21 protein-coding genes and 1 riboswitch are annotated in these 22600 nt (G+C 72.9%); of the genes, 12 read left to right on the top strand and 9 right to left on the bottom strand.

Features of this window, described 5'->3' with window-relative positions:
* The first annotated feature begins 140 nt into the window (after window positions 1–140).
* The 4 genes from AB0C35_RS03465 (at window position 141) to AB0C35_RS03480 (ending at window position 5217) form a co-directional block, all read left to right on the top strand.
* A complete protein-coding gene (locus tag AB0C35_RS03465; protein ID WP_358450027.1) occupies window positions 141–1193 on the top strand; it encodes a polyprenyl synthetase family protein in 1053 nt (350 codons plus the stop codon).
* Window positions 1194–1271: 78 nt separating this feature from the next.
* The gene (locus AB0C35_RS03470; protein ID WP_358450029.1) at window positions 1272–1886 is read left to right on the top strand and encodes a carboxymuconolactone decarboxylase family protein; all 615 of its coding nucleotides are present in this window, start codon (window positions 1272–1274) and stop codon (window positions 1884–1886) included.
* Window positions 1886–4027, top strand: coding sequence for a glycoside hydrolase family 3 C-terminal domain-containing protein (locus tag AB0C35_RS03475; protein ID WP_358450031.1), 2142 nt, complete (start codon window positions 1886–1888; stop codon window positions 4025–4027). The genes AB0C35_RS03470 and AB0C35_RS03475 overlap by 1 nt, the downstream gene beginning before the upstream one ends.
* A 92-nt stretch (window positions 4028–4119) precedes the next feature.
* The gene (locus AB0C35_RS03480; protein WP_358450033.1) at window positions 4120–5217 is read left to right on the top strand and encodes a serine/threonine-protein kinase; all 1098 of its coding nucleotides are present in this window, start codon (window positions 4120–4122) and stop codon (window positions 5215–5217) included.
* A gap of 46 nt (window positions 5218–5263) precedes the next feature.
* On the opposite strand, the gene AB0C35_RS03485 is transcribed toward AB0C35_RS03480, so the two are convergent.
* The 4 genes from AB0C35_RS03485 to AB0C35_RS03500 form a co-directional block, all read right to left on the bottom strand.
* Window positions 5264–5422, bottom strand: coding sequence for a hypothetical protein (locus AB0C35_RS03485; protein WP_358450035.1), 159 nt, complete (start codon window positions 5420–5422; stop codon window positions 5264–5266).
* Window positions 5423–5488: 66 nt separating this feature from the next.
* The gene (gene thiE, locus AB0C35_RS03490; protein WP_358450037.1) at window positions 5489–6157 is read right to left on the bottom strand and encodes a thiamine phosphate synthase; all 669 of its coding nucleotides are present in this window, start codon (window positions 6155–6157) and stop codon (window positions 5489–5491) included.
* 165 nt (window positions 6158–6322) lie between these two features.
* Window positions 6323–6697 carry an Rv2175c family DNA-binding protein gene (locus tag AB0C35_RS03495; protein WP_358450039.1) on the bottom strand — a complete coding sequence of 125 codons (375 nt, stop codon included), beginning with the start codon at window positions 6695–6697 and terminating at the stop codon, window positions 6323–6325.
* 78 nt (window positions 6698–6775) lie between these two features.
* The gene (locus AB0C35_RS03500; RefSeq protein WP_358450041.1) at window positions 6776–7993 is read right to left on the bottom strand and encodes an FAD-dependent oxidoreductase; all 1218 of its coding nucleotides are present in this window, start codon (window positions 7991–7993) and stop codon (window positions 6776–6778) included.
* A gap of 80 nt (window positions 7994–8073) precedes the next feature.
* Window positions 8074–8188: riboswitch (TPP riboswitch) on the top strand.
* Here AB0C35_RS03500 and thiO point away from each other — a divergent pair.
* From thiO to AB0C35_RS03530, 6 genes are all read left to right on the top strand, one after another.
* Window positions 8178–9302, top strand: a complete 1125-nt coding sequence (gene thiO / locus AB0C35_RS03505; protein WP_358450043.1) for a glycine oxidase ThiO — start codon at window positions 8178–8180, stop codon at window positions 9300–9302. Its footprint overlaps the riboswitch before it by 11 nt.
* A complete protein-coding gene (gene thiS / locus AB0C35_RS03510) occupies window positions 9302–9502 on the top strand; it encodes a sulfur carrier protein ThiS (RefSeq protein WP_358450045.1) in 201 nt (66 codons plus the stop codon). Before thiO ends, thiS begins: the two co-directional genes overlap by 1 nt.
* 107 nt (window positions 9503–9609) lie before the next feature.
* On the top strand, window positions 9610–10383 hold the full coding sequence (locus AB0C35_RS03515) for a thiazole synthase (RefSeq protein ID WP_358450047.1): 774 nt from the start codon (window positions 9610–9612) through the stop codon (window positions 10381–10383).
* A gap of 145 nt (window positions 10384–10528) precedes the next feature.
* Window positions 10529–11491, top strand: coding sequence for an EamA family transporter (locus AB0C35_RS03520; protein ID WP_358450049.1), 963 nt, complete (start codon window positions 10529–10531; stop codon window positions 11489–11491).
* 36 nt (window positions 11492–11527) lie between these two features.
* Window positions 11528–13456 (top strand): Stk1 family PASTA domain-containing Ser/Thr kinase, encoded by a 1929-nt coding sequence (pknB, locus tag AB0C35_RS03525; protein ID WP_358450051.1) that lies wholly within the window; start codon window positions 11528–11530, stop codon window positions 13454–13456.
* A gap of 20 nt (window positions 13457–13476) precedes the next feature.
* Window positions 13477–14331 (top strand): deoxyribonuclease IV, encoded by an 855-nt coding sequence (locus tag AB0C35_RS03530; RefSeq protein WP_358450053.1) that lies wholly within the window; start codon window positions 13477–13479, stop codon window positions 14329–14331.
* Between the two features lie 638 nt (window positions 14332–14969).
* Here the strand turns inward: AB0C35_RS03530 and AB0C35_RS03535 are convergent.
* The 5 genes from AB0C35_RS03535 to AB0C35_RS03555 all read right to left on the bottom strand — a co-directional run bounded on the left by AB0C35_RS03535 (window position 14970) and on the right by AB0C35_RS03555 (window position 20075).
* Window positions 14970–16688, bottom strand: coding sequence for a cation acetate symporter (locus tag AB0C35_RS03535; RefSeq protein WP_358450055.1), 1719 nt, complete (start codon window positions 16686–16688; stop codon window positions 14970–14972).
* Complete coding sequence (locus tag AB0C35_RS03540) at window positions 16685–17128, bottom strand: hypothetical protein (protein ID WP_358450057.1); 444 nt, start codon at window positions 17126–17128, stop codon at window positions 16685–16687. The genes AB0C35_RS03535 and AB0C35_RS03540 overlap by 4 nt, the downstream gene beginning before the upstream one ends.
* A complete protein-coding gene (locus AB0C35_RS03545; protein WP_358450059.1) occupies window positions 17118–17912 on the bottom strand; it encodes a LytTR family DNA-binding domain-containing protein in 795 nt (264 codons plus the stop codon). The genes AB0C35_RS03540 and AB0C35_RS03545 overlap by 11 nt, the downstream gene beginning before the upstream one ends.
* 76 nt (window positions 17913–17988) lie before the next feature.
* Window positions 17989–19335: a histidine kinase gene (locus AB0C35_RS03550; RefSeq protein WP_358450061.1), complete on the bottom strand. Its 1347-nt coding sequence runs from the start codon at window positions 19333–19335 to the stop codon at window positions 17989–17991.
* 116 nt (window positions 19336–19451) lie between these two features.
* The gene (locus AB0C35_RS03555; RefSeq protein ID WP_358450063.1) at window positions 19452–20075 is read right to left on the bottom strand and encodes a sulfite oxidase-like oxidoreductase; all 624 of its coding nucleotides are present in this window, start codon (window positions 20073–20075) and stop codon (window positions 19452–19454) included.
* A gap of 266 nt (window positions 20076–20341) precedes the next feature.
* Here AB0C35_RS03555 and aroF point away from each other — a divergent pair, with 266 nt between their 5' ends.
* Window positions 20342–21388 (top strand): 3-deoxy-7-phosphoheptulonate synthase, encoded by a 1047-nt coding sequence (aroF, locus tag AB0C35_RS03560; protein ID WP_358450065.1) that lies wholly within the window; start codon window positions 20342–20344, stop codon window positions 21386–21388.
* A gap of 191 nt (window positions 21389–21579) precedes the next feature.
* On the top strand, window positions 21580–22563 hold the full coding sequence (locus AB0C35_RS03565) for an EamA family transporter (RefSeq protein WP_358450067.1): 984 nt from the start codon (window positions 21580–21582) through the stop codon (window positions 22561–22563).
* The last annotated feature ends 37 nt before the right edge of the window (window positions 22564–22600 follow it).

The following is a 22600-nucleotide window of genomic DNA, read 5'->3' on the forward strand; positions in this document are numbered from 1 at the left end:
CTACAGAAGCCCGGCGGACCCGCCGATCGGAGTGATGCTCGGCACACCGTGCGGGTGATATGCACGCATTTCCGAAGATCTAGTGACATCTCACGTTTCTGGCGGACGGTTGGATCCCCCCAGGTGGATACGATCTCGGCATGTCGACCAGCCGCATCCGCAAGGAGGTCGACGAGGCGCTCCTGGCCTTCGTCGACCGGCAGCGCCCGGCCCTGCTGACCATCAGCGACGACCTGACGCCCATGCTGTCCGCCCTGGACGCCCTGCTGGGCGGCGGCAAGCGGCTGCGTCCCGCGTTCTGCTACTGGGGGTGGCGCGCCGCGGGGGGCGAGAACGGCCCCGGCATCGTGGCCGCCGCCGCGTCCCTGGAGCTGCTGCAGGCGAGCGCGCTGATCCACGACGACGTCATGGACTCCAGCGACACCCGCCGCGGCCAGCCGTCCGTCCACCGCAGGTTCGAGGCGCTGCACCACGCGCAGTCGTGGCCGGGCGACGCGGAGGCGTTCGGCGCCGGCACCGCGATCCTGCTCGGCGACCTGTGCCTGGCCTGGTCGGGCGAGATGTTCGAGACGTGCGGGCTGGACGGCGAGCGCAGGCGGCGCGGCCGGGCGGTCTACGACCTGATGCGCACCGAGGTCATGTGCGGCCAGTACCTCGACATGCTGGAGGGCACGCGCGGCGAGGCGACCGTCGGCACGGCGCTGCGGGTGGTGGAGTACAAGAGCGCCAAGTACACGATCGAGCGTCCCCTGCACCTCGGCGCGGCGCTCGCCGGGGCCCGCCCGGACGTGACCGCCGCCCTCACCGGCTACGGCCTGCCGCTCGGCATCGCGTTCCAGCTGCGCGACGACGTCCTCGGCGTGTTCGGCGACCCCGCCGAGACCGGCAAGCCCGCGGGCGACGACCTGCGCGAGGGCAAGCGGACCGTGCTGGTCGCCCTGACGCTGGAACGCGCGTCCGCGGCGCAGGCGTCGGCGGTGCGGCGCCGCCTCGGCGACCCGGACCTGGACCGTGCCGGCGTGGACGAGCTGCGCGCGGTCATCGAGGAGACCGGCGGCCTCGCCGCCTGCGAGGAGATGATCGAGCGCTACCTGGCCGAGGCGGAGGCGGCGCTGCGCTCGGCGCCCGTGGACGAGGAGTCCCGCGGGGCCCTCTCGGAACTCGCGGTTGCGGCCACCACACGCAGCACCTGAGCACTCAAGTGACACAATCCGGTCAATTTTCCCCGGTGGACTAGAACTTTCCCACCGATTGGTGGCAGAAATGTCGCCATGTGTGCCGACACCCCGGGCAACCGCGTCCCGCGCTTCGACCCGCTCCCCGAACGGGAGTGGGACGACCTGCTCAAGGCCGTGGCCGCCAGCACCGGGCCCCTGAACATCTTCACCACCCTGGCCAGGCATCCGGCGCTGTTCCACTCCTGGATCGGGTTCGGCTCGATGCTGCTGATGAAGGGGACGCTGAGCGCCCGGGACCGCGAGCTGGCGATCCTGCGGACGGCGCACCACAGGTCCTGCGCCTACGAGTGGGACCACCACCGCGGGCTCGCGCTGGCCGCCGGGCTCACCGAGTCCGAGATCGCCGCGCTCCGGCTGGACCCGGACGCGCACGGCTGGAGCGACGACGACCTCATGGTCCTGACGACCGCGGACGAACTCCACGCACGCGGGACGGTGAGCGACGCGACGTGGACCGAGCTGTCCACGCGCTTCGGCGAGCGCGAACTGATCGAGCTGGTGATCCTCATCGGCCACTACCACATGGTCGCCTTCGCCTTGAACGCCCTGCGTGTGCAGAACGAGGGGCCCGTGCCGGACGAGGGGCACGCGGAGACCGAGGAGTCCGCGCGGAACGAGCAGCGCGTGCAGAAACTGGAGGAGCACTGATGCGGGTGGGGAGATGGCTGCCGGCCGCGGGCGCGCTCGCGTCCGTCCTGGCGCTGGCGGCGGTGTCGGCCCCCGGGGACGCGCGCGCGGACACCGGACGGTGCGGCGACCCGGCTCAGCGGCCGTGGTGCGACACGTCGCTGACGCCGGACCAGCGGACGGACCTGCTGCTGCCGCGGATGACCGCCGACGAGAAGATCGCGATGCTCGCGTCCGACGACCCGTTCGGCGGCCCGCTCGGCGGGTTCTTCGAGACGGCGCACGCCGACACCAACGACGGGATCGAGCGGCTCGGCATCCCCCCGGTCTACATGGCCGACGGGCCGGCGGGCGTCCGGCAGGGCAAGGCCACGGCGCTGCCCGCGCCGATCGCGATGGCGGCGGGCTTCGACCCGGAGACCGCGGAGCTGTACGGCCGGACGGTGGCGTGGGAGGCCAGGCACCGCGGCAACGACGTCGTCTTCGGGCCGACCGTGGACGTCCTGCGCACCCCGCGCAACGGCCGGACGTTCGAGGGCTTCGGCGAGGACCCCCACCTGTCGGCGACCCTCGGGGTGCCCTGGATCAAGGGCGCGCAGGCCCAGGGCGTGATGACGTCGGTCAAGCACCTGGCCGTCTACACGCAGGAGACCGACCGCCTGTCGCTGGGCATGAACGTGGACCCGCGCACGCTGCGCGAGATCTACCTGCCGCCGTTCGAGGCCGCCGTGAAGCAGGGCGGCGCGGCGACCGTCATGTGCGGGTTCGGCAAGCTGAACGGCCGGTGGGCCTGCCAGGACGACGCCGTCCTCAACAAGATCCTGCGGTCGGAGTGGGGCTTCAAGGGGTTCGTGGCGTCCGACCACACCGCGGTCCACGACACCGCCGAGGCCGCCAACGGCGGGCTCGACATGGAACTGCCGGTCGGCATGAAGTACAACGCGTTCCTGCTGAAGATGGCCGTCGCGCAGGGGAAGGTCACGCAGGCGACCATCGACGGGCACGTCCGCAACGTCCTGCGGACCATGTTCGAGTTCGGGGTGTTCGACCGGCAGGCTTTCCCGAACGACCTCACCCGCGTCGACCGGACGGCGAGCGAGACGGCGGCCAGGAAGATCGAGGAAGCCGGGATCACGCTGCTGAAGAACGACGGCGCCCTTCCGCTGAAGGCACCCAAGTCGATCGCGCTGATCGGCCGGGCCGCGCAGGAGAGCCCCAGCGGTTTCGGGTCGGCGAAGGTCGTCCCGTTCACCGCGGTCAGCGCACAGGACGGCATCGCCCGCCGCGCGGGCTCCGGAACCCAGATCACCTTCAACAACGGTGACGACCATGCTGCGGCGGCCGGCGCGGCGCGTGCTGCGGACGTGGCGATCGTGTTCGCCACCGACAGCCAGGGCGAGTTCTTCGACAAGTCGTGCCTGACGCTGGAGTGCGGCGAGCCGCTCAGGGGCGACCAGGACGGCCTGATCTCCGAGGTCGCCAAGGCCAACCCGAACACCATCGTCGTGCTCAACACCGGCGGTCCGGTCCTGACGCCGTGGGCCGGGCAGGTGAAGGGCATCGTCGAGGCCTGGTATCCCGGTCAGGAGGCCGGGAACGCTCTGGCCCGCGTCCTGTACGGGGACGTGGACCCGGGCGGACGGCTTCCGGTGACGTTCCCCGTCAACGAGAACGACGCGCCCACGTCCGGGAACCCTGCGCAGTACCCCGGTGTCGACAAGACCATCACCTTCTCCGAAGGCGTCATGGTCGGCTACCGGCACTACGACGCGAAGGGCATCACGCCGCGGTTCCCGTTCGGGCACGGGCTGTCCTACACCACGTTCCGCTACAGCGGCCTGGAGGCCGGCACGAAGTCGGTTCAGGTGACGGTGACGAACACCGGTCAGCGCGCCGGCATCGCCGTCCCGCAGCTGTACATCGGCATGCCGTCGCCCGGTGTGGACGTCCCGCAGCCGCCCAGGCAGCTCAAGGGCTACACGAAGGTCACGCTCGCACCCGGTGAGAGCGCGAAGGTGACGTTCCCGCTGTCCTCGCGTTCGTTCGCCTACTGGAACGAAGGCGCGAAGGCGTGGAAGGTCGCGGACGGCTGCTACCGGGTCATGGTCGGCTCCTCCTCACGGGAGATCGCCCAGACGGGGACACTCGGGGCGTGCCGGTAAAGGGAAAGATCGTGGTTCCTCTGCCGTACACCCCGGTTACGCGGTACAAATGAGGAAATCTTCGTCCGTCCCCGCCGAGTCGGAGTCCCCTTTTGTCGCACGACACCTCCCGCGGGAGGACGAATGCCCATCCCGCGCGTCCCGCCTCCCGCGCCGCGCGGGCCGGCCAGGCGCACGCCGGTCACTCCGGCCGCCCGCCGTGCCCCGCCCTGGCTGCGGACGGGGCGGGGCGGGGCGGCGCGACCCGTCCGCCGCACGGGCCGGACCGGCGGCCCGAGACGCCGCTCGGCCCCGACGACCCGCGCGGCCTCGGCGGCTACACGCTGCTCGGGCGGCTCGGCGAGGGCGGGCAGGGCGTGGTCTACCTCGGGCGGGACGGCGACGGCGAGCTCGTCACCGTCAAGCTGCTGCGGGGCGGAACAGCGGCCGGGGACCGGGCGCGCAGCCGCTTCGTCAAGGAGGCGGACGCGGCCCTGCAGGTGTCCGGGCGGCACACCGCGCGCGTCCTGGACGCGGACGTGACCGGTGACCGGCCCTACATCGTCAGCGAGTTCGTCGAGGGGCCGCCGCTCCAGCACGTCGTCGAGGACGGCGGTCCGCTGTCCGCGCCGCAGCTGCGCAAGCTCGCGCTCCGGACGGCGGCGGCGCTGGCCGCGATCCACCGCGCCGGAATCGTGCACCGCGACTTCAAGCCCGGCAACGTGCTGCTCGGCCCGGACGGCGCGAAGGTCATCGACTTCGGCATCGCCCGCACCGCCGACGCCGCGCTCGACACGCCGCTGACGACGGGGCCGGTCGGCACGCCCGCGTACATGGCGCCCGAGCAGATCGAGGACGAGCCGGTCGGGCCGCCCGCGGACGTGTTCGCCTGGGGCGCCACGATGGTGTTCGCCGCGACGGGCCGCCCGCCGTTCGGCACCGGCCCGAGCGCGGCCGTCATGCGGCGCGTCACGTCCCGCAGGCCCGAGCTCGGCGACATGGCGGGCCCGCTGCGCGACCTCGCGGCCCGCTGCCTGGACAAGAACCCCGCCGCCCGGCCGACCGCGCCGCAGATCGTCCGCGCGCTACGCGAAGGGCAGGGACCGATGGCGAAACCGCGGCCGACCAGGATCCCGCGCTACCGGTGGCGGATGATGGTCGCGCTCGCGGCCGTGGTCGTCTCCGGGTTCGTGCTGGGCATGCTCTTCTAGCCGGCGCCCGTCCGGCCTGCGCCCGGCGTCACCAGTGCGACCGGCGTCACCAGTGCGGCGGGCGCTCCTCCAGCAGGCGCGAGTCGTCGTCGCCGCCGCGCCACTCGCCCCATCCGACGTCGGTGTCGTCGGAGGTCTGGTCGGGCAGGATCTCCAGCTCGTCGCCGAGATCCACCGTCCGGTCGTCGTCGGGTCCAACGCTCATGATCCCATTGTCCGCGATCGGACCCCGGCCCGCACTGTGATCCAGGTCAAACGCTGACAAGGAGGGTCAGCCGGCGAGCCGGCGGGCGAACTCCGCCGCGGCGGCGCCCGGATCGCCCGCCTCGGTGATCGCCCGTACCACCACGACCCGGCTCGCGCCCGCCGCCGTCACCGCGCCGAGGTTGCCGAGGTCGATCCCGCCGATCGCGAACCAGGGCCGCGCGACGCGCTGCGCCGCGACGTACTCGAGCAGCTTGGGGCCGGGTGCGGGACGGCCCGGCTTGGTCGGGGTCGGCCACACCGGCCCCGCGCAGAAGTAGTCGACGCCCGGCTCGGCGGCGGCCGCGGACGCCTGCTCGCCCGAGTGCGTGGATCGGCCGATCAGCATGTCGCCGCCGACGATCGCGCGGGCGGCGGCCACCGGCAGGTCGTCCTGGCCGAGATGCAGCACGTCGGCGCCGACGGCGTGCGCGATGTCGGCCCGGTCGTTGACCGCGAGCAGCGCCCCGTGCCGGTCGCAGGCCGCCCGGAAGATCTCCAGGTACTCCATCTCCTGCCGCGCCTCCAGGCCCTTCTGGCGGAGCTGGACGAGGTCGACGCCGCGCGCGAGCACGGCGTCCAGGAAGGCGGGCAGGTCCCCCTGGCGCTCTCTCGCGTCCGTGCAGAGGTAGAGGCGGGCCCGGCTGAGCCGGGCGCGCAGTGCGACGGCGCGTTCGGAGGGGAGATGCCTGGACACGGCCGGAGTCCGTCCTTTCACAGAGAGATCGCGGGGTCGCGCGGCGGTCACGTCCCGTCGCGCGCGACCCCGCGATCGTGTCACGTGCGCTGTCTTCGGTTGGATCCCGGGCCGGCCCTCGGCGGGCGGGCCGGAAGGCGCGGACCGGAAGGCGCGGGGGGCGCCCTAGAAGGCCAGCGCCTGGGCGCGGCGGCGGACCTCGGTCCCCCGGTTCTCGGTGAGCGCGTCCACGGGCGTCCCCGGCAGCGTGTCGTCGGCGGTGAACAGCCAGCGGATCGTCTCCACGTCGTCGTAGCCCGCGTCCGACAGGAGCGTCAGCGTGCCCGGCAGCCCCTTGATGACCTGACCGTCCTTGATGAAGGCGGCGGGCACCATGGGGCTTCCTTCCCGGCGCACCGCCAGGAGCCTGTGCTCGCTGATGAGCTGCTTGATCCGGTTGGGCTTGATCCCGAGTCGCTCGGCGGCCTCCCGCAGGGAGAGCCATTCGCCCGCGAGGGCGTCGGTCCGGGGGTCGAGTGCGCTGTCAACGGTTGCGTGCATCTGCGTCACGCCCCCTTGCTACCACTCCTTCGGAACCCTCAAACCCCCTGCACAGCCGTAACGTTCCGGCGGCGATCGCTATTGGCGAACGGCCTGCCGGACGGGCACGTCGGGGTCGGCGATCGCGCCGGGGTCCACGGGCGTACCGGCGGCGATGACGCGCCGCGCCTGCACCAGGTCGCGGGGGCGGTCGACGGTGAGGACCGCGTCGAGGCGGTCGCCGGTCAGCCACGCCACCGCCCATTTGCGGCCGGACGGGTCGCCGCGGCGGACGATCCGCTCGGACGCGCCGTGGCTGCCCGTGTACTGCACCATGCGTCCGAACTGCTCGGACCAGAAGTACGGGACGGCGTCGTACAGTGCGTCCTCGCCGAGGAGGGTCGCGGCGGCCACCTCGGGGGCGTTGAGGGCGGTGTCCCAGTGCTCGATGACGAGCCGCCGCCCGTACCGCCGCGACCACCACGCCGCGCAGTCGCCGACCGCCACGACGTCGGGGCGGAGGGAGCCGGGCTCCTCCTCGCCCTGGTAGGCGCGGAACGAGCCGTCGGTCACGACGCCGCGCTCCAGCAGCAGCCCCGAGCCCTCCAGCCAGGACAGGGCCGGCCGGACGCCGATGCCGACGACGACCTCGTCCGCCTCGATCGCGGTGCCGCCGGCCAGGAGGAGACCGCCGTCCTGCACCGCCGCGACCTTGACGCCGGTGCGCAGTTCGACGCCAGCCTCGGCGTACCAGGGGGCGGTGAGCGCGCCCACCTCGGGGCCGATCGCGCCCGCGAGCGGGGTGTCGGAGGCCTCGACGACGGTCACGGCGCAGCCCTTCCGGGCGGCGGTGGTCGCGACCTCGGCGCCGATCCAGCCCGCCCCGACGATGACGATCCGCGCGCCCTCGGTGAGCCGGGACCGCAGCTCGCGGGCCTCGTCGACGGTGCGCAGGACGTGCTGGCGCCCGTCCCCGGGCAGCGTGACCGGGACGGCCCCGGTCGCGATGACCAGCCCGTCGAACGGAAGGTCGCCCGCCGTGGACGCGACGACGCCGCCGCGCCCCGGATCGTCCAGGCGCAGGCCGGTGGCGCGCTCGCCGAGGAGCAGGTCGCAGCGCAGGGCGTCCCAGTCGACGTCGACGGTCGTGTCGTCGGAGTCGCCCGCGAGGACGGCCTTGGACAGCGGCGGCCGGTCGTAGGGCCGGTGCCGCTCGGCCGAGACGAGGGTCAGCCCGCCCTCGTACCCCTTGTTCCTCAGGACCTCGACGGCGCGCACGCCCGCCAGCCCTCCGCCCACCACGATGACCCTCTCCATAAGGTCAGCCTAACGGGGCCCGATCGAGGATTGGACGAGTGTCCAGACAGCTGCGCACTTTACCGAGGTCGTAGAGTGGCTGGACAGAGCGCGGGAGTCCGGTGCGACCGGGCTGAGAGGGCGGCTGGAACGGGCCGCCGACCGCCACGACCTGATCCGGATCATGCCGGCGAAGGGAGCGCGCATGGAGATCGTGATCATAGGCGCCGGGGTCATCGGACTGGCGACCGCCTGGCGGGCGGCGGCGGGCGGCGCCCGCGTCACCCTCGTCGACCCCGAGCCGGCGAGCGGCGCCTCGTCGGTGGCGGCGGGCATGCTGACCCCGGTCAGCGAGGTGACCTACGGCGAGGAGCCGCTGCTGCGGCTCGGCCTCGCCTCCCGCGACCGGTACGGCGCGTTCGTCGCCGAACTGGAGGAGCTGACCGGCCTGGAGACCGGCTACCGCACCGACGGGATCCTCCAGGTGGCCTTCGACTCCGACGACCTGAAGTACCTGGACGACCTGCGCCGCTTCCAGGAGACCCTCGGCATTCCCGCCGAGGCGCTGACCGGACGGGAGTGCCGGAGGCTGGAGCCGATGCTCGCCCCCGGCGTCCGCGGCGGCCTGCACGCCCCCGAGGACGGCTCGGTCGACCCGCGCAGGCTGACCGCCGCCCTCCTCTCCGCGGCCGGGAGGACGGGCGTCCGGCTCGTCCGTCGGCGGGCCACCGGCATCGCCGTGGCGAACGACGCGGCGACAGGGGCACGGCTGGACGACGGGACGGTGATCCCCGCCGACCGGATCCTGCTGGCCGCCGGTTCCTGGTCGGGCGACCTCGAGGGCCTGCCTCCCGGGACCGTTCCACCCGTCCGCCCGGTGAAGGGCCAGGTGATCCGGCTCCGCACCCGCACGCCGTTCCTGGGCCGCGCCACCCGCGGGCTGGTGAGGGGCTCGTCGGTCTACCTGGTGCCGCGCACGGACGGCGAGATCGTCCTTGGCGCCACGCAGGAGGAACTCGGCTTCGACATGCGCGTCACCGCCGGCGGCCTCTGGGAGCTGCTGCGGGACGCCCGTGAACTGCTGCCCGGCATCACCGAACTGGAGTTCGCCGAGGTCTCGGCCGGGCTGCGCCCCGGCTCCCCCGACAACGCGCCCGTGATGGGCCCGTCCGCGCTTCCCGGCCTCGTCGTCGGCACCGGGCATTTCCGCAACGGCATCCTGCTCACCCCGGTGAGCGCCGACATCCTGTCGGCGATGCTGCTGGGCGGGTCCGTCCCCGGCGTCGCCGTGCCGTTCTCCCCCGACCGATTCTCCGCCGAGGTGCACTGATGAAGGTGTTCGTCAATGGTGAGCCGCGCGAGCTGCCCGAGGGCGCCAGCGTGGCCGAGGTGGTCGCGTCCGTCACCGCCGCCCGGACCGGCGTGGCCGCCGCGCTGAACGACGAGGTCGTCCGCCGGTCCGCGTGGGAGTCGACGGCGGTGCGCGACGACGACCGGCTGGAAGTGCTGACCGCCGTACAGGGAGGGTGAGCGGCGCATGGAACGGAGCGCAGCGAAGTGGAATGGGCCGCTCACCCCCCGCTCCGGGGGGTGTGGGGGGTCGTCCCCCCGCAAAGACGCCGTACAGGGAGGGTGAGATGGACGGTGACAGGCTGGTCATCGCGGGCGAGGAGCTCGGGTCCCGGCTGATCATGGGGACCGGGGGCGCGCCCAGCATGCGGGTGCTGCGGGAGGCGCTCACCGCGTCCGGGACGGAGCTGACCACGGTCGCGATGCGGCGGGTGGACCCGTCCGCGCGCGGCTCGGTGCTGGACGTCCTGAGCGAGTGCGGGATCCGCGTGCTGCCGAACACGGCCGGCTGCTTCACCGCGGGCGAGGCGGTCCTCACCGCCAAGCTCGCCCGGGAGGCGCTCGGCACGAACTGGGTCAAGCTGGAGGTCATCGCGGACGAGCACACGCTGCTGCCCGACCCGATCGAGCTGGCCGACGCCGCGGAGCAGCTCGTCGACGACGGGTTCACCGTGCTGCCGTACACCAATGACGACCCCGTCCTCGCGCGTCGCCTGGAGCAGGCCGGGTGCGCCGCCGTGATGCCGCTCGGCTCCCCGATCGGGTCGGGGCTCGGCATCCGCAACCCGCACAACATCGAGCTGATCGTCGAGCGTGCGGGCGTCCCGGTCATCCTGGACGCGGGGCTCGGCACCGCGTCCGACGCCGCCCTGGCCATGGAGCTGGGCTGTGACGCGGTGCTGCTCGCGACCGCCGTCACCCGCGCGCAGTCGCCCGCGCGGATGGCCGCCGCGATGCGGCACGCGGTCGAGGCCGGGCGGCTCGCCCGGCTGGCCGGGCGGATCCCCAAGCGCCGCTACGCCCAGGCGTCGTCGCCGTTCGAGGGCCTCGCAACGTCGTAGCAGCGCTAAAGATTCGGTTATAGAAATATTCGCTGGACCTGAAATGTTCGCACCGTGAGACTGATGCGATGCACCGGGCCGTGCGCCGCAACCCGGCACGTTTCCTCGGTGTTCATGGAAACGTCCCATACCTAAGGTGCGACACATGCAGCAGGACAGCCCGCAGGCGGCCGCGCCGGGCATCGACAGGCTCGCGGTGGCGGCCGCCACGGTCACGGTGGTGCTCTGGGCCTCCGCGTTCGTCTCCATCCGCAGCGCCGGCGCCGAGTACAGCCCCGGCGCCCTCGCCCTCGGCCGCCTCCTCTCCGGGACGGTCGTGCTCGGCGCGCTGTGGCTAGTCCGGCGCGAAGGACTTCCGCCCAAGGGCGCATGGCCCGGCATCATCGCCGCGGGCATTCTGTGGTTCGGCGCCTACATGGTCGCTCTGAACTGGGGCGAGCAGCTCGTGGACGCGGGCACCGCCGCCCTGGTCGTCAACATCGGGCCCATCCTCATCGCCCTCCTCGGCGGCTGGCTGCTGAAGGAGGGGCTGCCGCCCCGGCTGATGGCCGGCCTGGTGGTGTCGTTCGCCGGCGCCGCCGTCGTCGGGCTGTCGATGTCCGGCGAGGGCGGCTCGTCCGTCCTCGGCGTCCTGCTCTGCCTGTTCGCCGCCGTCACCTACGCGGCGGGCGTCGTCAGCCAGAAGCCCGCCCTCCGGCACGCCTCGGCGCTGCAGTTCACCACGTTCGCCTGCGCGATCGGAGCCCTCGTCTGCCTGCCGTTCTCCTGGCAGCTCGTCTCCGAGGCCGCCGAAGCCCCGGCCGGCGCCACCCTCAATATGGTCTACCTGGGCGTCTTCCCCACCGCCATCGCGTTCACCACCTGGGGATACGCGCTGGCCCGCACGTCCGCCGGGAAGATGGGCGCCACCACCTACGCCGTCCCGGCCATCGTCGTGCTGATGTCGTGGCTGTTCCTCGGTGAGGTCCCCGGCCTGATCACCCTCGGCGGCGGTCTGCTGTGCCTCGCCGGAGTGGCCGTCTCCCGCAGCCGCCGCCGCGTCCCGCCGAAGCCGGCCGGCGCGCAGGAGTCACCCTCCGTTCTCGTCGAGGCTCATACTCGGGACTGATGGGATCCACGGGGATTCGCCCGTAAACTCGCATCGATGGACACGACGGTTGCTGATCCACTCGTCGGGCGGGTGCTCGACGGGCGCTACCGCATTGAGTCCCGCATCGCGCGCGGCGGCATGGCCACGGTCTACGTCGCGCGCGACATCAGGCTCGACCGCATCGTCGCGATCAAGGTGATGCACGCCGGACTCGCCTCCGACGAGGACTTCGTCGCCCGCTTCATCGGTGAGGCCAAGGCCGCGGCGGCGCTGTCCCACCCGAACGTCGTCGCCGTGTACGACCAGCGCACCGACGGCGAGCACGTCTTCCTGGTGATGGAGTACGTCGCCGGGCAGACGCTGCGCGACGCGCTGACCTCGCTCGGCCGGCTCGGCCCCCGCGCCGCGCTGGAGATCATGCAGCCGGTGCTCGCCGCCCTCGGCGCGGCGCACCGGGCCGGTCTCGTGCACCGCGACGTCAAGCCCGAGAACGTGCTGATCACCGAGGACGGCCAGGTCAAGGTCGCCGACTTCGGCCTCGCCCGGGCCGAGACCGCGAGCAAGATGACCAAGACCGGGATGATCATCGGGACGGTCGGCTACCTGGCGCCCGAGCAGGTGCTGGCCGGCAACGCCGACGTCCGCTCCGACGTGTACGCCGCCGGCGTCATGCTGTTCGAGCTGGTCACCGGGCATCTCCCCCACCGGGGCGACACCCCGCTCGCCGTTGCGTACAAGCACGTCAACGAGACCGTCCCGCCGCCGTCCAGCGTCGTCCCCGGCCTGCCGCCGCAGGTGGACGCCCTGGTCACCGACGCGACGAGCCACGACCCGGCGCGCCGCCCGGTCGACGCGAACCAGTACCACGCCGAGGTCGCCGAGGTGTTCGGCGGCCTCCCCCGCGACTTCGACCGGCGCCTCGAGGAGGCCTCCCGCAACGCCACGAGCGTGCTGGAGGCCCCCCTCGGCGGGCGCACGGCCGTCCTGGACCGCAGCACCCTGCCCCCCGACTACCCGCCCGAGCACATCCCCGGGCGCACCAGGGCCGACCGCGCCATCGGGGCGCTCACCGGCCGCTACGTCCTGGTCGCCATCGGCGCGATCGCGGCGCTCATCCTCGGCTGGGCCGTCTGGTACCAGACGTCCGGGCAGTACGAGCACGTCCCGCAATCGATCATCGGGATGAAGGTCTCCGACGCCCGCGACCAGCTGGAGAGCGCCGGCCTCGACGTGCGGACCGCGGAACCCGTCTACGACGACCGGGTCCACAAGGGCAACGTCGTCAAGTCCGACCCGCCCGCCGGCGCCCGCATCGCCCAGGGCGAGACCATCACGCTGACGCCGTCCAAGGGCATCACGCCCCGAGAGGTGCCGGACGTCGAGGGCAAGACCCTGCCCGAGGCCAAGCAGGCCCTCGAGAACGAGGGCTTCAAGGTCGGCCGGACGAGCACCACGCCGTCCCAGACCGTCGCCAAGGACAGGGTCATCGGCACCGACCCGGAGGCCGGGGAGAAGCAGTCCCCCGACGACCCGGTCGCCGTCATCGTCTCCACCGGCATGTCCATGCCCGGCCTCATCGGCGAGAACGGCGACGCCGCCGCCAACCAGCTGCGTTCGATGGGCCTCAACGTCAAGGTGGAGAAGAGGCAGGTCGAAGGCAAGGAACCGAACTCCGTGATCGACCAGGCCCCGTCCGAGGGCACCGGCGTCTCCCGCGGCGACGAGGTCACGATCGTCGTCAACAAGCGCGACTGCCTCGTCGACGCGGGCCCGTTCCAGTTCGGCTGCGACGACGGCAGCGAACAGAACGTCCCGGTGCCGAACATGACCGGCCGCACCGTGGGCGACGCCAAGAAGGCCCTCAAGGAATCCGGCTTCAAGGTCAATGTGACGGGCTTCGGCGGCGACATCGTCCGGTTCCAGTCCCCGAGCAGCGGCGAGGCCCCGCGGGGCTCCACCGTCACCATCGTCAAGGGGCCGTGACCGGATAGGCTGAGCCGGTCATGACCTCACCTCAGAGCCCCGTCGGGGCCCATGTCCCCGTGGCCGGTGGCCTGGCCACCGGCGGCCTGAAGTACGCCGCCGAGATCGGCGCGGAAGCCGTCCAGGTGTTCGTGGCGAACCCGCGCGGCTGGGCCCTCCCCGAGGGCAAGCCCGCCGAGGACGAGAAGCTGCGCCGCGCCGGCGTCCCCGTCTACGTCCACGCCCCGTATCTGGTCAACTTCGGCTCGCCGTCCGAGGAGACCCTCGCGAAGTCGATCGCGACGGTCCGCCACTCCCTGGTCCGCGGCCGGGCCATCGGCGCCCGCGGCGTCGTCGTCCACACCGGCTCCGCGGTGACCCAGACCTACGACGAGGCCATGGCCCAGGTGCACGACCAGGTCCTCCCCCTCCTGGAGGAGATCCCCGACGACGGCCCGGACCTGCTCCTCGAACCCATGGCCGGCCGGGCCGGGATGCTCTGCCGGAAGGTCCAGGACCTCGGCCCGTTCTTCGAGCGCCTCGAACACCATCCGAAGCTCGGCGTGTGCTTCGACACCTGCCACGCGTTCGCCGCGGGCCACGACCTGGCCGCCCCCGGCGGCGTCAAGGACACCATCGACGCCCTGGTCGCCACGGTCGGCGAGGGCCGCCTGAAACTCGTCCACGCCAACGACTCGATGGACCCCTGCGGCTCCACCCGGGACCGCCATCAGAACATCGGCGCCGGCATGATCGGCGAACAGCCCTTCGCCGACCTGTTCCGCCACCCCGCCGTGACCGGCCTCCCCTTCATCATCGAAACCCCGGGCCGAGCCCCCGCCCCCCACGCCAAAGACATAAAAACCCTAAAACACCTACGCGACACCCCCCACTGACACAGGTGCGCACAGACCGGAACCGTCTGCTGCGGCGGCACCGGCCACCAGCGCACCACGCAACGACCAGAACCGTCGCGATCGCGTCCGAAGGCAGGTTTCGAGCGAAGCGAGAAACCTGATCGCGCAGCGAGCCGCAAGGCGAGTTCGGAGCGATGCAGCGATCGCACGCAGTGCCCGCCGAAGGAGGGCCCCCAGGGCCCGACGCCAAGGGCACTGCAAAACAAACACGACTCGGGCGCCGATGAACAACCCCCCGACTGTTCAGCGGCGCCCGAGCCACAGGCCACCGGATCCCACCCCCCCGGTACGGGATCCAGCGGCGCATGATCCGGCGTTCGACTGGCGTGCGCCGGATCTCCGGATTTGCTGTTGTGGGAGGTTCGCGGTGGTGCGGCGGTGTGGGCCGCTTTCCGGCCGCCCGCCCTCCGGGAGCGGTGTGGCGTGTGGTGCCACTGAGAACACTAGGGGTCCGGTGCGGTCGATCGGCACCAGGAAAACGCGGCTCTCGATAAGCGGTACGTAGTCAGAGATGTACGTAGCGTGTTCATACGGTGAGCGGTCGATGTTCCGGGACGAGCGGTCGGTGGGAACGGTCCACGGCGGGCGGCGAGCGGTCGTCGACGATTTACGGACGTTCAGCGTGCGGTCGTGTCCTCCGGGAGGTGCAGTTTCATCAGCGCCCGGTCGGCGCGGCGGGGCACGCGGCGGCGGGTCAGCAGCGACACGGCGACCATGACGGCGAAGACGGCCGGTGCGAGGACGAGGGTGGGCTGGGTCAGGACGGCGGCGGACCAGCCCGTCCAGCCGCCGGAGAACAGCCGGGTGACGCCCGCGGTGGCGGCCAGGCCGCCGCCGGTGAGCAGGCCGGCGGCGGCGCCCGCGGCGGTGAGGCCGCGCCACCAGATGCCGAGGACGAGGAGCGGGCACAGGGAGCACGCGGACACGCTGAGCGCCATCGTGACCAGGGTGGCCGCGCCGTGCGTCCCGATCGCGGGCAGGACGGCGAGCGGTGCGGCCAGGGCGGCGACGACGCCGGCGCGGAACGCGGTGACGCCGCCGGAGCGGCGTGTGCACTGGGAGAGCGTCCCGGCGAGGGCCACGACGATTCCACAGGACGTGGAGATGAACGCGGCGAAGGCCCCGGCGGTGATCAGGCCGGTGAGCAGCGCACCTGCGGGCCCGGGGAACATCCGCTGCGGGAGCAGCAGGAGGGTCGCGTCGGTGTCGCCGGTCATGAGCAGTTCGGGGGCGTAGAGGCGCCCCAGCGTCCCGTACAGGACGGGGAACACGGAGAACAGCGCGAGCAGGCAGGGGACGAACGCGGCGGTGCGGCGTGCGGCGCTTCCGGAGGTGCTGGTGTAAAAGCGCATCAGGATGTGCGGCAGCCCCATCGTGCCCAGGAGGATGCCGAGCAGCGCCGAGCAGGTGCGGAAGAGGTCGTGTTCCTCGCCGCGCCCGAACGGGGTCACCCATGCGGCGCCGTCCTGCACGGGCAGCCGTCCGGCGTGCGGCACCGCCGTCCCGGCGGGGAAGACGACCTCGGTTCCCCGGCCGATGGTGTGGCGGCCGGGCGCGAGCGGCACCGGGTCGCCGTCGTGGACGGTGCCGTCGACCCGTCCCCGGGCGGTGACGGTGACCGCCGCCGGCACGGTGACGGTGGCGTCGGTGTGCACCTGCACCCGGGTGGTCCGCTCGAAACGGGGTGTGCCGTCCGTCACCGGGTCGGGCCGGCCGTCGAGGTTCCACAGCGCCAGCAGCGCCACCGCGGGGACGGCCAAGGCGACCAGCTTCAACCAGAACTGGACGGCCTGGACGGCGGTGATGCTGCGCATTCCGCCGGCGGCGACGGCGAGCAGCACGACGGCGACCACGACGGCCCAGCCCGTCCAGGCGGGCGCGCCGGTCAGCAGGTGCAGCGTCACTCCGGCGCCCTGGAACTGCGGCAGCAGGTAGAACCAGCCGATGAAGCAGACGCAGGCGGTGACGATCCGCCGGACGGCCCGCGAGCCGAGCCGCCATTCGGCGAAGTCGGAGACGGTGTAGGCGCCGGACCTGCGCAGCGGGGCGGTGACGAACGCCAGGAGCAGCACGTATCCGGCGGTCCCGGCGATGGGGAGCCACAGCATGTCGGCGCCGTAGGCGAGCACCAGCCCCGCGGTGCCGAGGTAGGCGGCGGCGGAGAGGTATTCGCCGCTGACCGCCGAGGCGTTCCACCAGGGGGTGACGCCCCGCGAGGCGACCAGGAAGTCGGAGGTGGTGCGGGCGGAGCGGCGGCCGTACAGGCCGAGGACGGCCGTCATCCCCAGCACCGCCACCAGCGCGATGAGGGCGGCCGCCACGGCCAGCACGGTCACGGATGGCCCACCGGTCTCGCCAGGTCGCGTTCCGCCCGCTCGGCACGCCGCAGCTGCCACTGCGAGACGGCGATCCAGAGGGGCTGGACGCCGAGAGCGAGGACGAGCCACCACAGCGGGACGCCGTGCACGCGCGCCCGCGCGACCGCCGGGACGGTGGCCAGCAGCACGGGCAGGCCCGTCACCGTGATCATGACGATCGCGCAGGTCCCCAGGGCGATGCGCAGCTGGGTGCGGATGAGGGCTCGCACCTCGCCCGCCCCGCGACCACCCCCGACGAAGACCGGCGGCCCGGTGTCGGCCGTCCCGATGTCGGGTGAGCCGGAGACCGGCGGGCCGGGGTCGGCCGGGGCGGGGGCCGGGACGGGGCGGGGCGGGACGAGGTGGGGCGGGCCGGGGCCGGGTGTTCCCGGGACCGCGACGGGGCGGTCATCGGTCATCGCCGTCGTCCTCCGCGGCGTCGTCGTCTCCGCACGGCCGGTGGAACTTGCGGACCAGGCGGTCCCGTACCTCGCGGGTGTGGCGGCGGCTGACCTGCAGCAGTTCGTCCCCGATCTGGACGGCCGCGCGGCCGCCGTCGAAGCGCAGCTCGGTGACGTGCGCGGACGCGACCAGGGTGCTGCGGTGGATCCGGATGAACCCGGCGTCCTCCCACCGCTTGGTCAGCGCCGAGAGCGGCATGCGGACCAGGTAGCCGCCGTCGGCGGTGTGCAGCCGCACGTAGTCGCCCTGTGCCTCGACGTGGGTGACCGACCGGCGGGAGACGAGCCGGGTGCGCCCGCCGAGCTCGACGGGGATCATCTCGTCCTCGGGGTCGCGGCCGTCCTCGTCCGGCGGGGCGGTCCGCCGGGCGGCCACGGCGACCCGGCGGACCGACTCGGCGAGCCGCTCGGGCCGGACGGGCTTCAGCAGGTAGTCGAGGGCGCCCAGCTCGTAGGCGGTGACGGCGCAGTCGTCGTGGGCGGTCACGAAGACCACGTGCGGGGGCGCGGCGAAGCCGGTCAGCAGGCGGGTGAAGTCGAGCCCGTCGAGCCCGGGCATCCGGATGTCGAGGAACACGGCGTCGAGGCGCTCGCCCTCGACGAGCATCCGGCTCAGGTCACGCAGCGCGGACGACGCGTCGCCCGCGCAGCTGACCTGGCCGATGCGCGGATCCCTGCGGAGGAGATAGGTCAGCTCCTCCAAGGCGGGGCGTTCATCGTCGACGGCCAGGACGTGAAGCATGAGGGCGACTTTGCCGCGATTACCGTCTGTCCGCAATCGATTCCGAAAAGTGAGTGGCGTGTCGCGGGGGCATCGGTCAGTCCGGAAACACTCCCGGACGGTACTTCGGGACGCGCAGTTTGACCTTCGTCCCGGCGCCCAGCGCGGTCTCCACGGTCAGCCCGTACTCCTCTCCGTAGACCTGCCGCATGCGCTCATCGACGTTCGCAAGGCCGATTCCGGCCCCGGACCCGGGGCCGGACCCGTCCCGCCGCGACCGGGTCGCCACGCTCCCCCAGCCGGTCGGCCCGGGCCCGCCCACCGGGGCGGAAAGGATCTCCTGGAGACGTTCGGGATCCATGCCGACGCCGTCGTCCTCGACGCTGATCGCCGCCTCGGCGCCGGAGTCGCGCGCGACGATCGAGATGTGGAACTCCCCGCCCGCGCCCGCCATGCCGTGCCGGACGGCGTTCTCGACGAGCGGCTGCAGCGCCAGGAACGGCACCGCGACCGGCAGCACCTCGGGTGCGATCTCGACCCGGCATTTCAGCCGCTCGCCGAACCTGGCCCGTTCCAGCAGCAGGTAGCGGTCGATGGAGCGCAGCTCGTCGGCGAGGGTGGTGAAGTCGCGCGGGTTGCGGAAGGAGTAGCGGGCGAAGTCGGCGAAGTCCAGCAGCAGCTCGCGGGCGCGCTCGGGGTCGGTGCGGACGAACGAGGCGATCGTGTTCAGCGAGTTGTAGACGAAATGGGGGGAGATCTGGGCGCGCAGCGCCCGCATTTCGGCCTCGGCGAGGCGGATGCGGGCGGTGTCGAGCCCGGCCAGCTCGAGCTGCCCGGTGACGAGCCGGGCGGCCTCGCCGACCGCTTTGACCCGCGCCGCCGACGGGTGCCGCCAGTAGGCGGTCAGCGTCCCCTCGACGCGTCCCTCGACGGTGAGGGGCGCGACCGTCGCCACCTGGACGCCGCACAGCGGGTCGCCGCAGGCGAGCGCTTCGGGGGTCATCACCCTGGGCCGTCCGGAGGCCAGGACCGGCAGGGCGTGCTGGACGGCCTCCGCCGCGTGGGCGCCGCGCCCCGCGCCGTCCCACGCAAGCAGCCGCGGCGCCTCCAGGACCGGCTCGGGGGCGACGTCGCCGGGATCACCGGCGTCGCCCGGACGGCCGGTCTCGTCCGGGGGCAGCACCCCGATCAGCGCGACGGCCTCGGCGCCCAGCAGCGATCTGAGCCGCCGGGCGGCCGTGCGCGCCGATTCCTCGGTGAGCCCGGCGCGCAGCGGCGGCGATGCCCGCGCGATCGTGTGCAGGGCCGCGAACGCCGCCTGTTCGGCGGGATCGGCGGGCGCGCGGCGCGGGACGCGGAGCCGGCGGCGCAGCGCCCACGCTCCCGCGGCGGCACCGGCGGCCATGGCGCACGCCACGACGTCCACGACGGACGGTAGGACCATGACGACTTACGGTAACGTCTGTCTTCCATGCGGGTCGGTGTGTTGACCATTTACGAACCTCTTCGGTGGCCACACACGGCCACACGCGCACCGAGGGGCCCTGACGGGCACGCGGGTCACAGGGGCGGGGCTTCGCCCTCGTCCTCCTGGTAGGAGTACCGCTGCTCCCGCCACGGGTCGGCGACGTTGTGGTAGCCGCGCTCCTCCCAGAAGCCGCGGCGGTCCTTCACGAGGTACTCCACGCCCCGAACCCACTTCACGCTCTTCCACGCGTACAGGTGCGGGACGACGACGCGCAGGGGGAAGCCGTGGTCGGGGGTGAGCCGCTCACCGTCGCGGTGGGTGGCGAACATCGTGGTGTCGGCGAGGAAGTCGGTCATCCGGATGTTGGCGCTGTAGCCGTACTCGGCCCAGACCATCACGTGCGTGGCGTCCGGCGCGGGAGGCGCCAGTTCCGCGATCGCGGCGCCGGGGACGCCCTCCCACTCGTTTCCGGGGATGGTGAACTTGGTGACGCAGTGGAAGTCGGCGACCGCCGTGGCCGTGGGCAGCGCCTCGAACTCGTCCCAGGTCCAGCGGTGCTGCTCCCCCGACGCGGTCGCGCCGAAGACCCGGAAATCCCAGTCCTTGGGACGGAACTTCGGCACGGGCCCGTAGTGGAGCACGGGCCAGCCCCGGGGGACGTACTGGCCGGGCGGCAGATCCCGCGGCTGCGGCGCGGGCTGTTCGGGGTGGGACATGACGCGGCCATCCTGCCATCCGGGGTGAGCTGAGCCATATTCGGGGTCGCGTGGGCGCACCATCGGGAAATTCGGCTACGCTGACCACATGCGCAACGTCGTCTATTTCTTTTGGTTCGACCAGCCCGGGCGGCTGGTCTGCCACGCGCTGCGCTGACAGACCACGAAACGAAAGCCCCGGGCCGGCTGGCCCGGGGCTTTCGCCGTTTCAGGGGTAAGCCGCGAGGTCACCGGGATCCCGGGCGTACAGGAGAGGCAGCACATCAATGGTCGTCGTCATGGCCCAGGAGGCCAACGAAGCGGATATCAAGGCCGTCGTCTCACTTGTCGAGACGGCGGGGGGTGACGCCTTCGTGAGCCGCGGCGTGGAACGGACCATCGTCGGGCTCGTCGGCGACGTGCAGCAGTTCGGCTCGCTGAATCTGCGGGGGATGCGCGGGGTCACCGACGTCATCCGCATCTCGGCGCCCTACAAGCTGGTGAGCCGCGAGAACCACGGCGAGCGCTCGATCGTCCGGGTCGGCGGCGTGCCGGTCGGCCCCGGCACCATGACGCTGATCGCCGGCCCGTGCGCGGTGGAGACCCCCGAGCAGACCCTCGGCGCCGCGCAGATGGCGCAGGCCGCGGGCGCGACGCTGCTGCGCGGCGGCGCGTTCAAGCCGCGCACCTCCCCGTACGCGTTCCAGGGCCTCGGCGAGGCCGGCCTGCGCATCCTCGCGGACGTGCGGGAGGAGACCGGCATGCCGATCGTCACCGAGGTGGTGGACGCCGGCGACGTCGACCTCGTCGCCTCCTACGCGGACATGCTGCAGATCGGCACCCGCAACGCGCAGAACTTCTCCCTCCTGCAGGCCGCCGGCGAGTCCGGCAAGCCGGTCATGCTCAAGCGCGGCATGAACGGGACGATCGAGGAGTGGCTGATGGCCGCCGAGTACGTCGCCCAGCGCGGCAACCTCGACATCGTGCTGTGCGAGCGCGGCATCCGCACGTTCGAGAAGGCCACCCGCAACACCCTCGACATCTCCGCAGTGCCGGTGGCGCAGCGCCTGTCGCACCTGCCGGTGATCGTGGACCCGTCGCACTCGGGCGGCAGCCGCGACCTCGTCCTGCCGCTGACCCGCGCCGCGATCGCGGTCGGCGCCGACGGCGTGATCATCGACGTGCACCCGCACCCGGAGACCGCCCTCTGCGACGGTCCGCAGGCTCTCGTGGACGGCGACCTGCGCGAGCTCGCCAAGCTGGTGCGCGACCTGCCCCCCATCGTCGGCCGCTCCCTCACCCGGGCACCCGACACCGACACCGTCCCCGCCTGACCGGCTATCGTTCTGGACCATGGCGTACTGGACCCCTGACTGCGGCCCGCCGCGCTCCTGACGGGGCGCGGCGACCGCACTCTCCACCCGAGTCCTGACACGGCCCGGCACCGACCTGTGCCCAGGGCCGTGCACTCCTGCGCCCCGAATCCGGATTTCCTCTCTCCGATTCGAGCTCAGGAGCTTCTCCCGTGTCACAGCGCACGTTCATCCGGCGCGCGTCCGGAACAGACTCGTCCCCCCGCGTCCGCCAGGGCGGCGCCGGCATTCTCGTGGCGGCGTCGCTGTGGGGGACGACGGGGACCGTCCAGGCCTTCGCGGACGGGTCGTCCCCCTACTCGATCGCCGCGGTCCGCATCATCATCGGCGGACTGACGCTGCTCGCCCTCGCCGCGGCGACCCGCCGCGGCGCCGGGCTGCGGCGGCTGGTCGCCGACCGGCGCAACCGGCCGCTCATCGCCGTCGGAGCCGTCGCCATCGCCGTGTACCAGACCGCGTTCTTCGTCGCCGCCGGCCGCACCGGCGTGGCCGTCGGGACCGTCGTCACGATCGGCAGCGCACCCGTCTTCACCGGGCTGATCGGGCTGGCCGCCCGGCGGACCGTCCTCACCGGGCGCTGGGCGCTGGCGACCTCCGGCGCCGTAGCGGGCTGCGCCCTGCTCATCGGCGGCGGGCTCGCCGGCGGGGGCCGGGACGCGAGCGCGGAACCCGCCGGGATCGCGCTCGCGCTGCTGTCCGGCCTGTCGTACGCGGTGTACGCGACGGCGGCGTCCGTCCTCATCACCCGCGGCGAGGAGGACCGGGCGGTCGCCGGGGCGCTGTTCGGGGCGGCGGCCGTCCCGCTGATCCCGGTGCTGCTCGCCGGGCCGGCGGGATGGCTGCTCACCGGGTCCGGCGCGCTGATCGCGCTCTACCTCGGGGTGATCACCACGGGCGGCGGCTATCTGCTGTTCGCCCGGGGGCTGCGGACCACGCCCGCCACGACCGCGACGACGCTGACCCTGGCGGAGCCCGCGGTGGCCGCGGTGCTCGGTACCGTCCTGCTGGACGAAAATCTGGGCGCGGCCGCGCTGGGCGGGTTGGCCCTGGTGGGGGCGAGCTTGATCGTCCTCCTCGCACCGGCGGGGCCGCGGGCGTCCTGGCGGAGACGCGGGAAAACGCGAACGGCGCGGTAACAAATTGGTCTGAACCATTGGCCGCGGCGGACGCGGC

Origin of the sequence: Spirillospora sp. NPDC048819 (assembly GCF_040650055.1) — a bacterium.
In the GTDB taxonomy this organism is placed as follows: domain Bacteria; phylum Actinomycetota; class Actinomycetes; order Streptosporangiales; family Streptosporangiaceae; genus Spirillospora.

Excerpts from the sequence above, each read along its gene's own strand:
- AB0C35_RS03465 (WP_358450027.1), top strand. The coding sequence starts at position 141 with ATGTCGACCAGCCGCATCCGCAAGGAGGTCGACGAGGCGCTCCTGGCC.
- AB0C35_RS03470 (WP_358450029.1), top strand. The coding sequence starts at position 1,272 with ATGTGTGCCGACACCCCGGGCAACCGCGTCCCGCGCTTCGACCCGCTC.
- AB0C35_RS03475 (WP_358450031.1), top strand. The coding sequence starts at position 1,886 with ATGCGGGTGGGGAGATGGCTGCCGGCCGCGGGCGCGCTCGCGTCCGTC.
- AB0C35_RS03485 (WP_358450035.1), bottom strand. The coding sequence starts at position 5,422 with ATGAGCGTTGGACCCGACGACGACCGGACGGTGGATCTCGGCGACGAG.
- AB0C35_RS03495 (WP_358450039.1), bottom strand. The coding sequence starts at position 6,697 with ATGCACGCAACCGTTGACAGCGCACTCGACCCCCGGACCGACGCCCTC.
- AB0C35_RS03500 (WP_358450041.1), bottom strand. The coding sequence starts at position 7,993 with ATGGAGAGGGTCATCGTGGTGGGCGGAGGGCTGGCGGGCGTGCGCGCC.
- thiO (WP_358450043.1), top strand. The coding sequence starts at position 8,178 with ATGGAGATCGTGATCATAGGCGCCGGGGTCATCGGACTGGCGACCGCC.
- thiS (WP_358450045.1), top strand. The coding sequence starts at position 9,302 with ATGAAGGTGTTCGTCAATGGTGAGCCGCGCGAGCTGCCCGAGGGCGCC.
- AB0C35_RS03515 (WP_358450047.1), top strand. The coding sequence starts at position 9,610 with ATGGACGGTGACAGGCTGGTCATCGCGGGCGAGGAGCTCGGGTCCCGG.
- AB0C35_RS03520 (WP_358450049.1), top strand. The coding sequence starts at position 10,529 with ATGCAGCAGGACAGCCCGCAGGCGGCCGCGCCGGGCATCGACAGGCTC.
- pknB (WP_358450051.1), top strand. The coding sequence starts at position 11,528 with ATGGACACGACGGTTGCTGATCCACTCGTCGGGCGGGTGCTCGACGGG.
- AB0C35_RS03530 (WP_358450053.1), top strand. The coding sequence starts at position 13,477 with ATGACCTCACCTCAGAGCCCCGTCGGGGCCCATGTCCCCGTGGCCGGT.
- AB0C35_RS03540 (WP_358450057.1), bottom strand. The coding sequence starts at position 17,128 with ATGACCGATGACCGCCCCGTCGCGGTCCCGGGAACACCCGGCCCCGGC.
- AB0C35_RS03545 (WP_358450059.1), bottom strand. The coding sequence starts at position 17,912 with ATGCTTCACGTCCTGGCCGTCGACGATGAACGCCCCGCCTTGGAGGAG.
- AB0C35_RS03550 (WP_358450061.1), bottom strand. The coding sequence starts at position 19,335 with ATGGTCCTACCGTCCGTCGTGGACGTCGTGGCGTGCGCCATGGCCGCC.
- AB0C35_RS03555 (WP_358450063.1), bottom strand. The coding sequence starts at position 20,075 with ATGTCCCACCCCGAACAGCCCGCGCCGCAGCCGCGGGATCTGCCGCCC.
- aroF (WP_358450065.1), top strand. The coding sequence starts at position 20,342 with ATGGTCGTCGTCATGGCCCAGGAGGCCAACGAAGCGGATATCAAGGCC.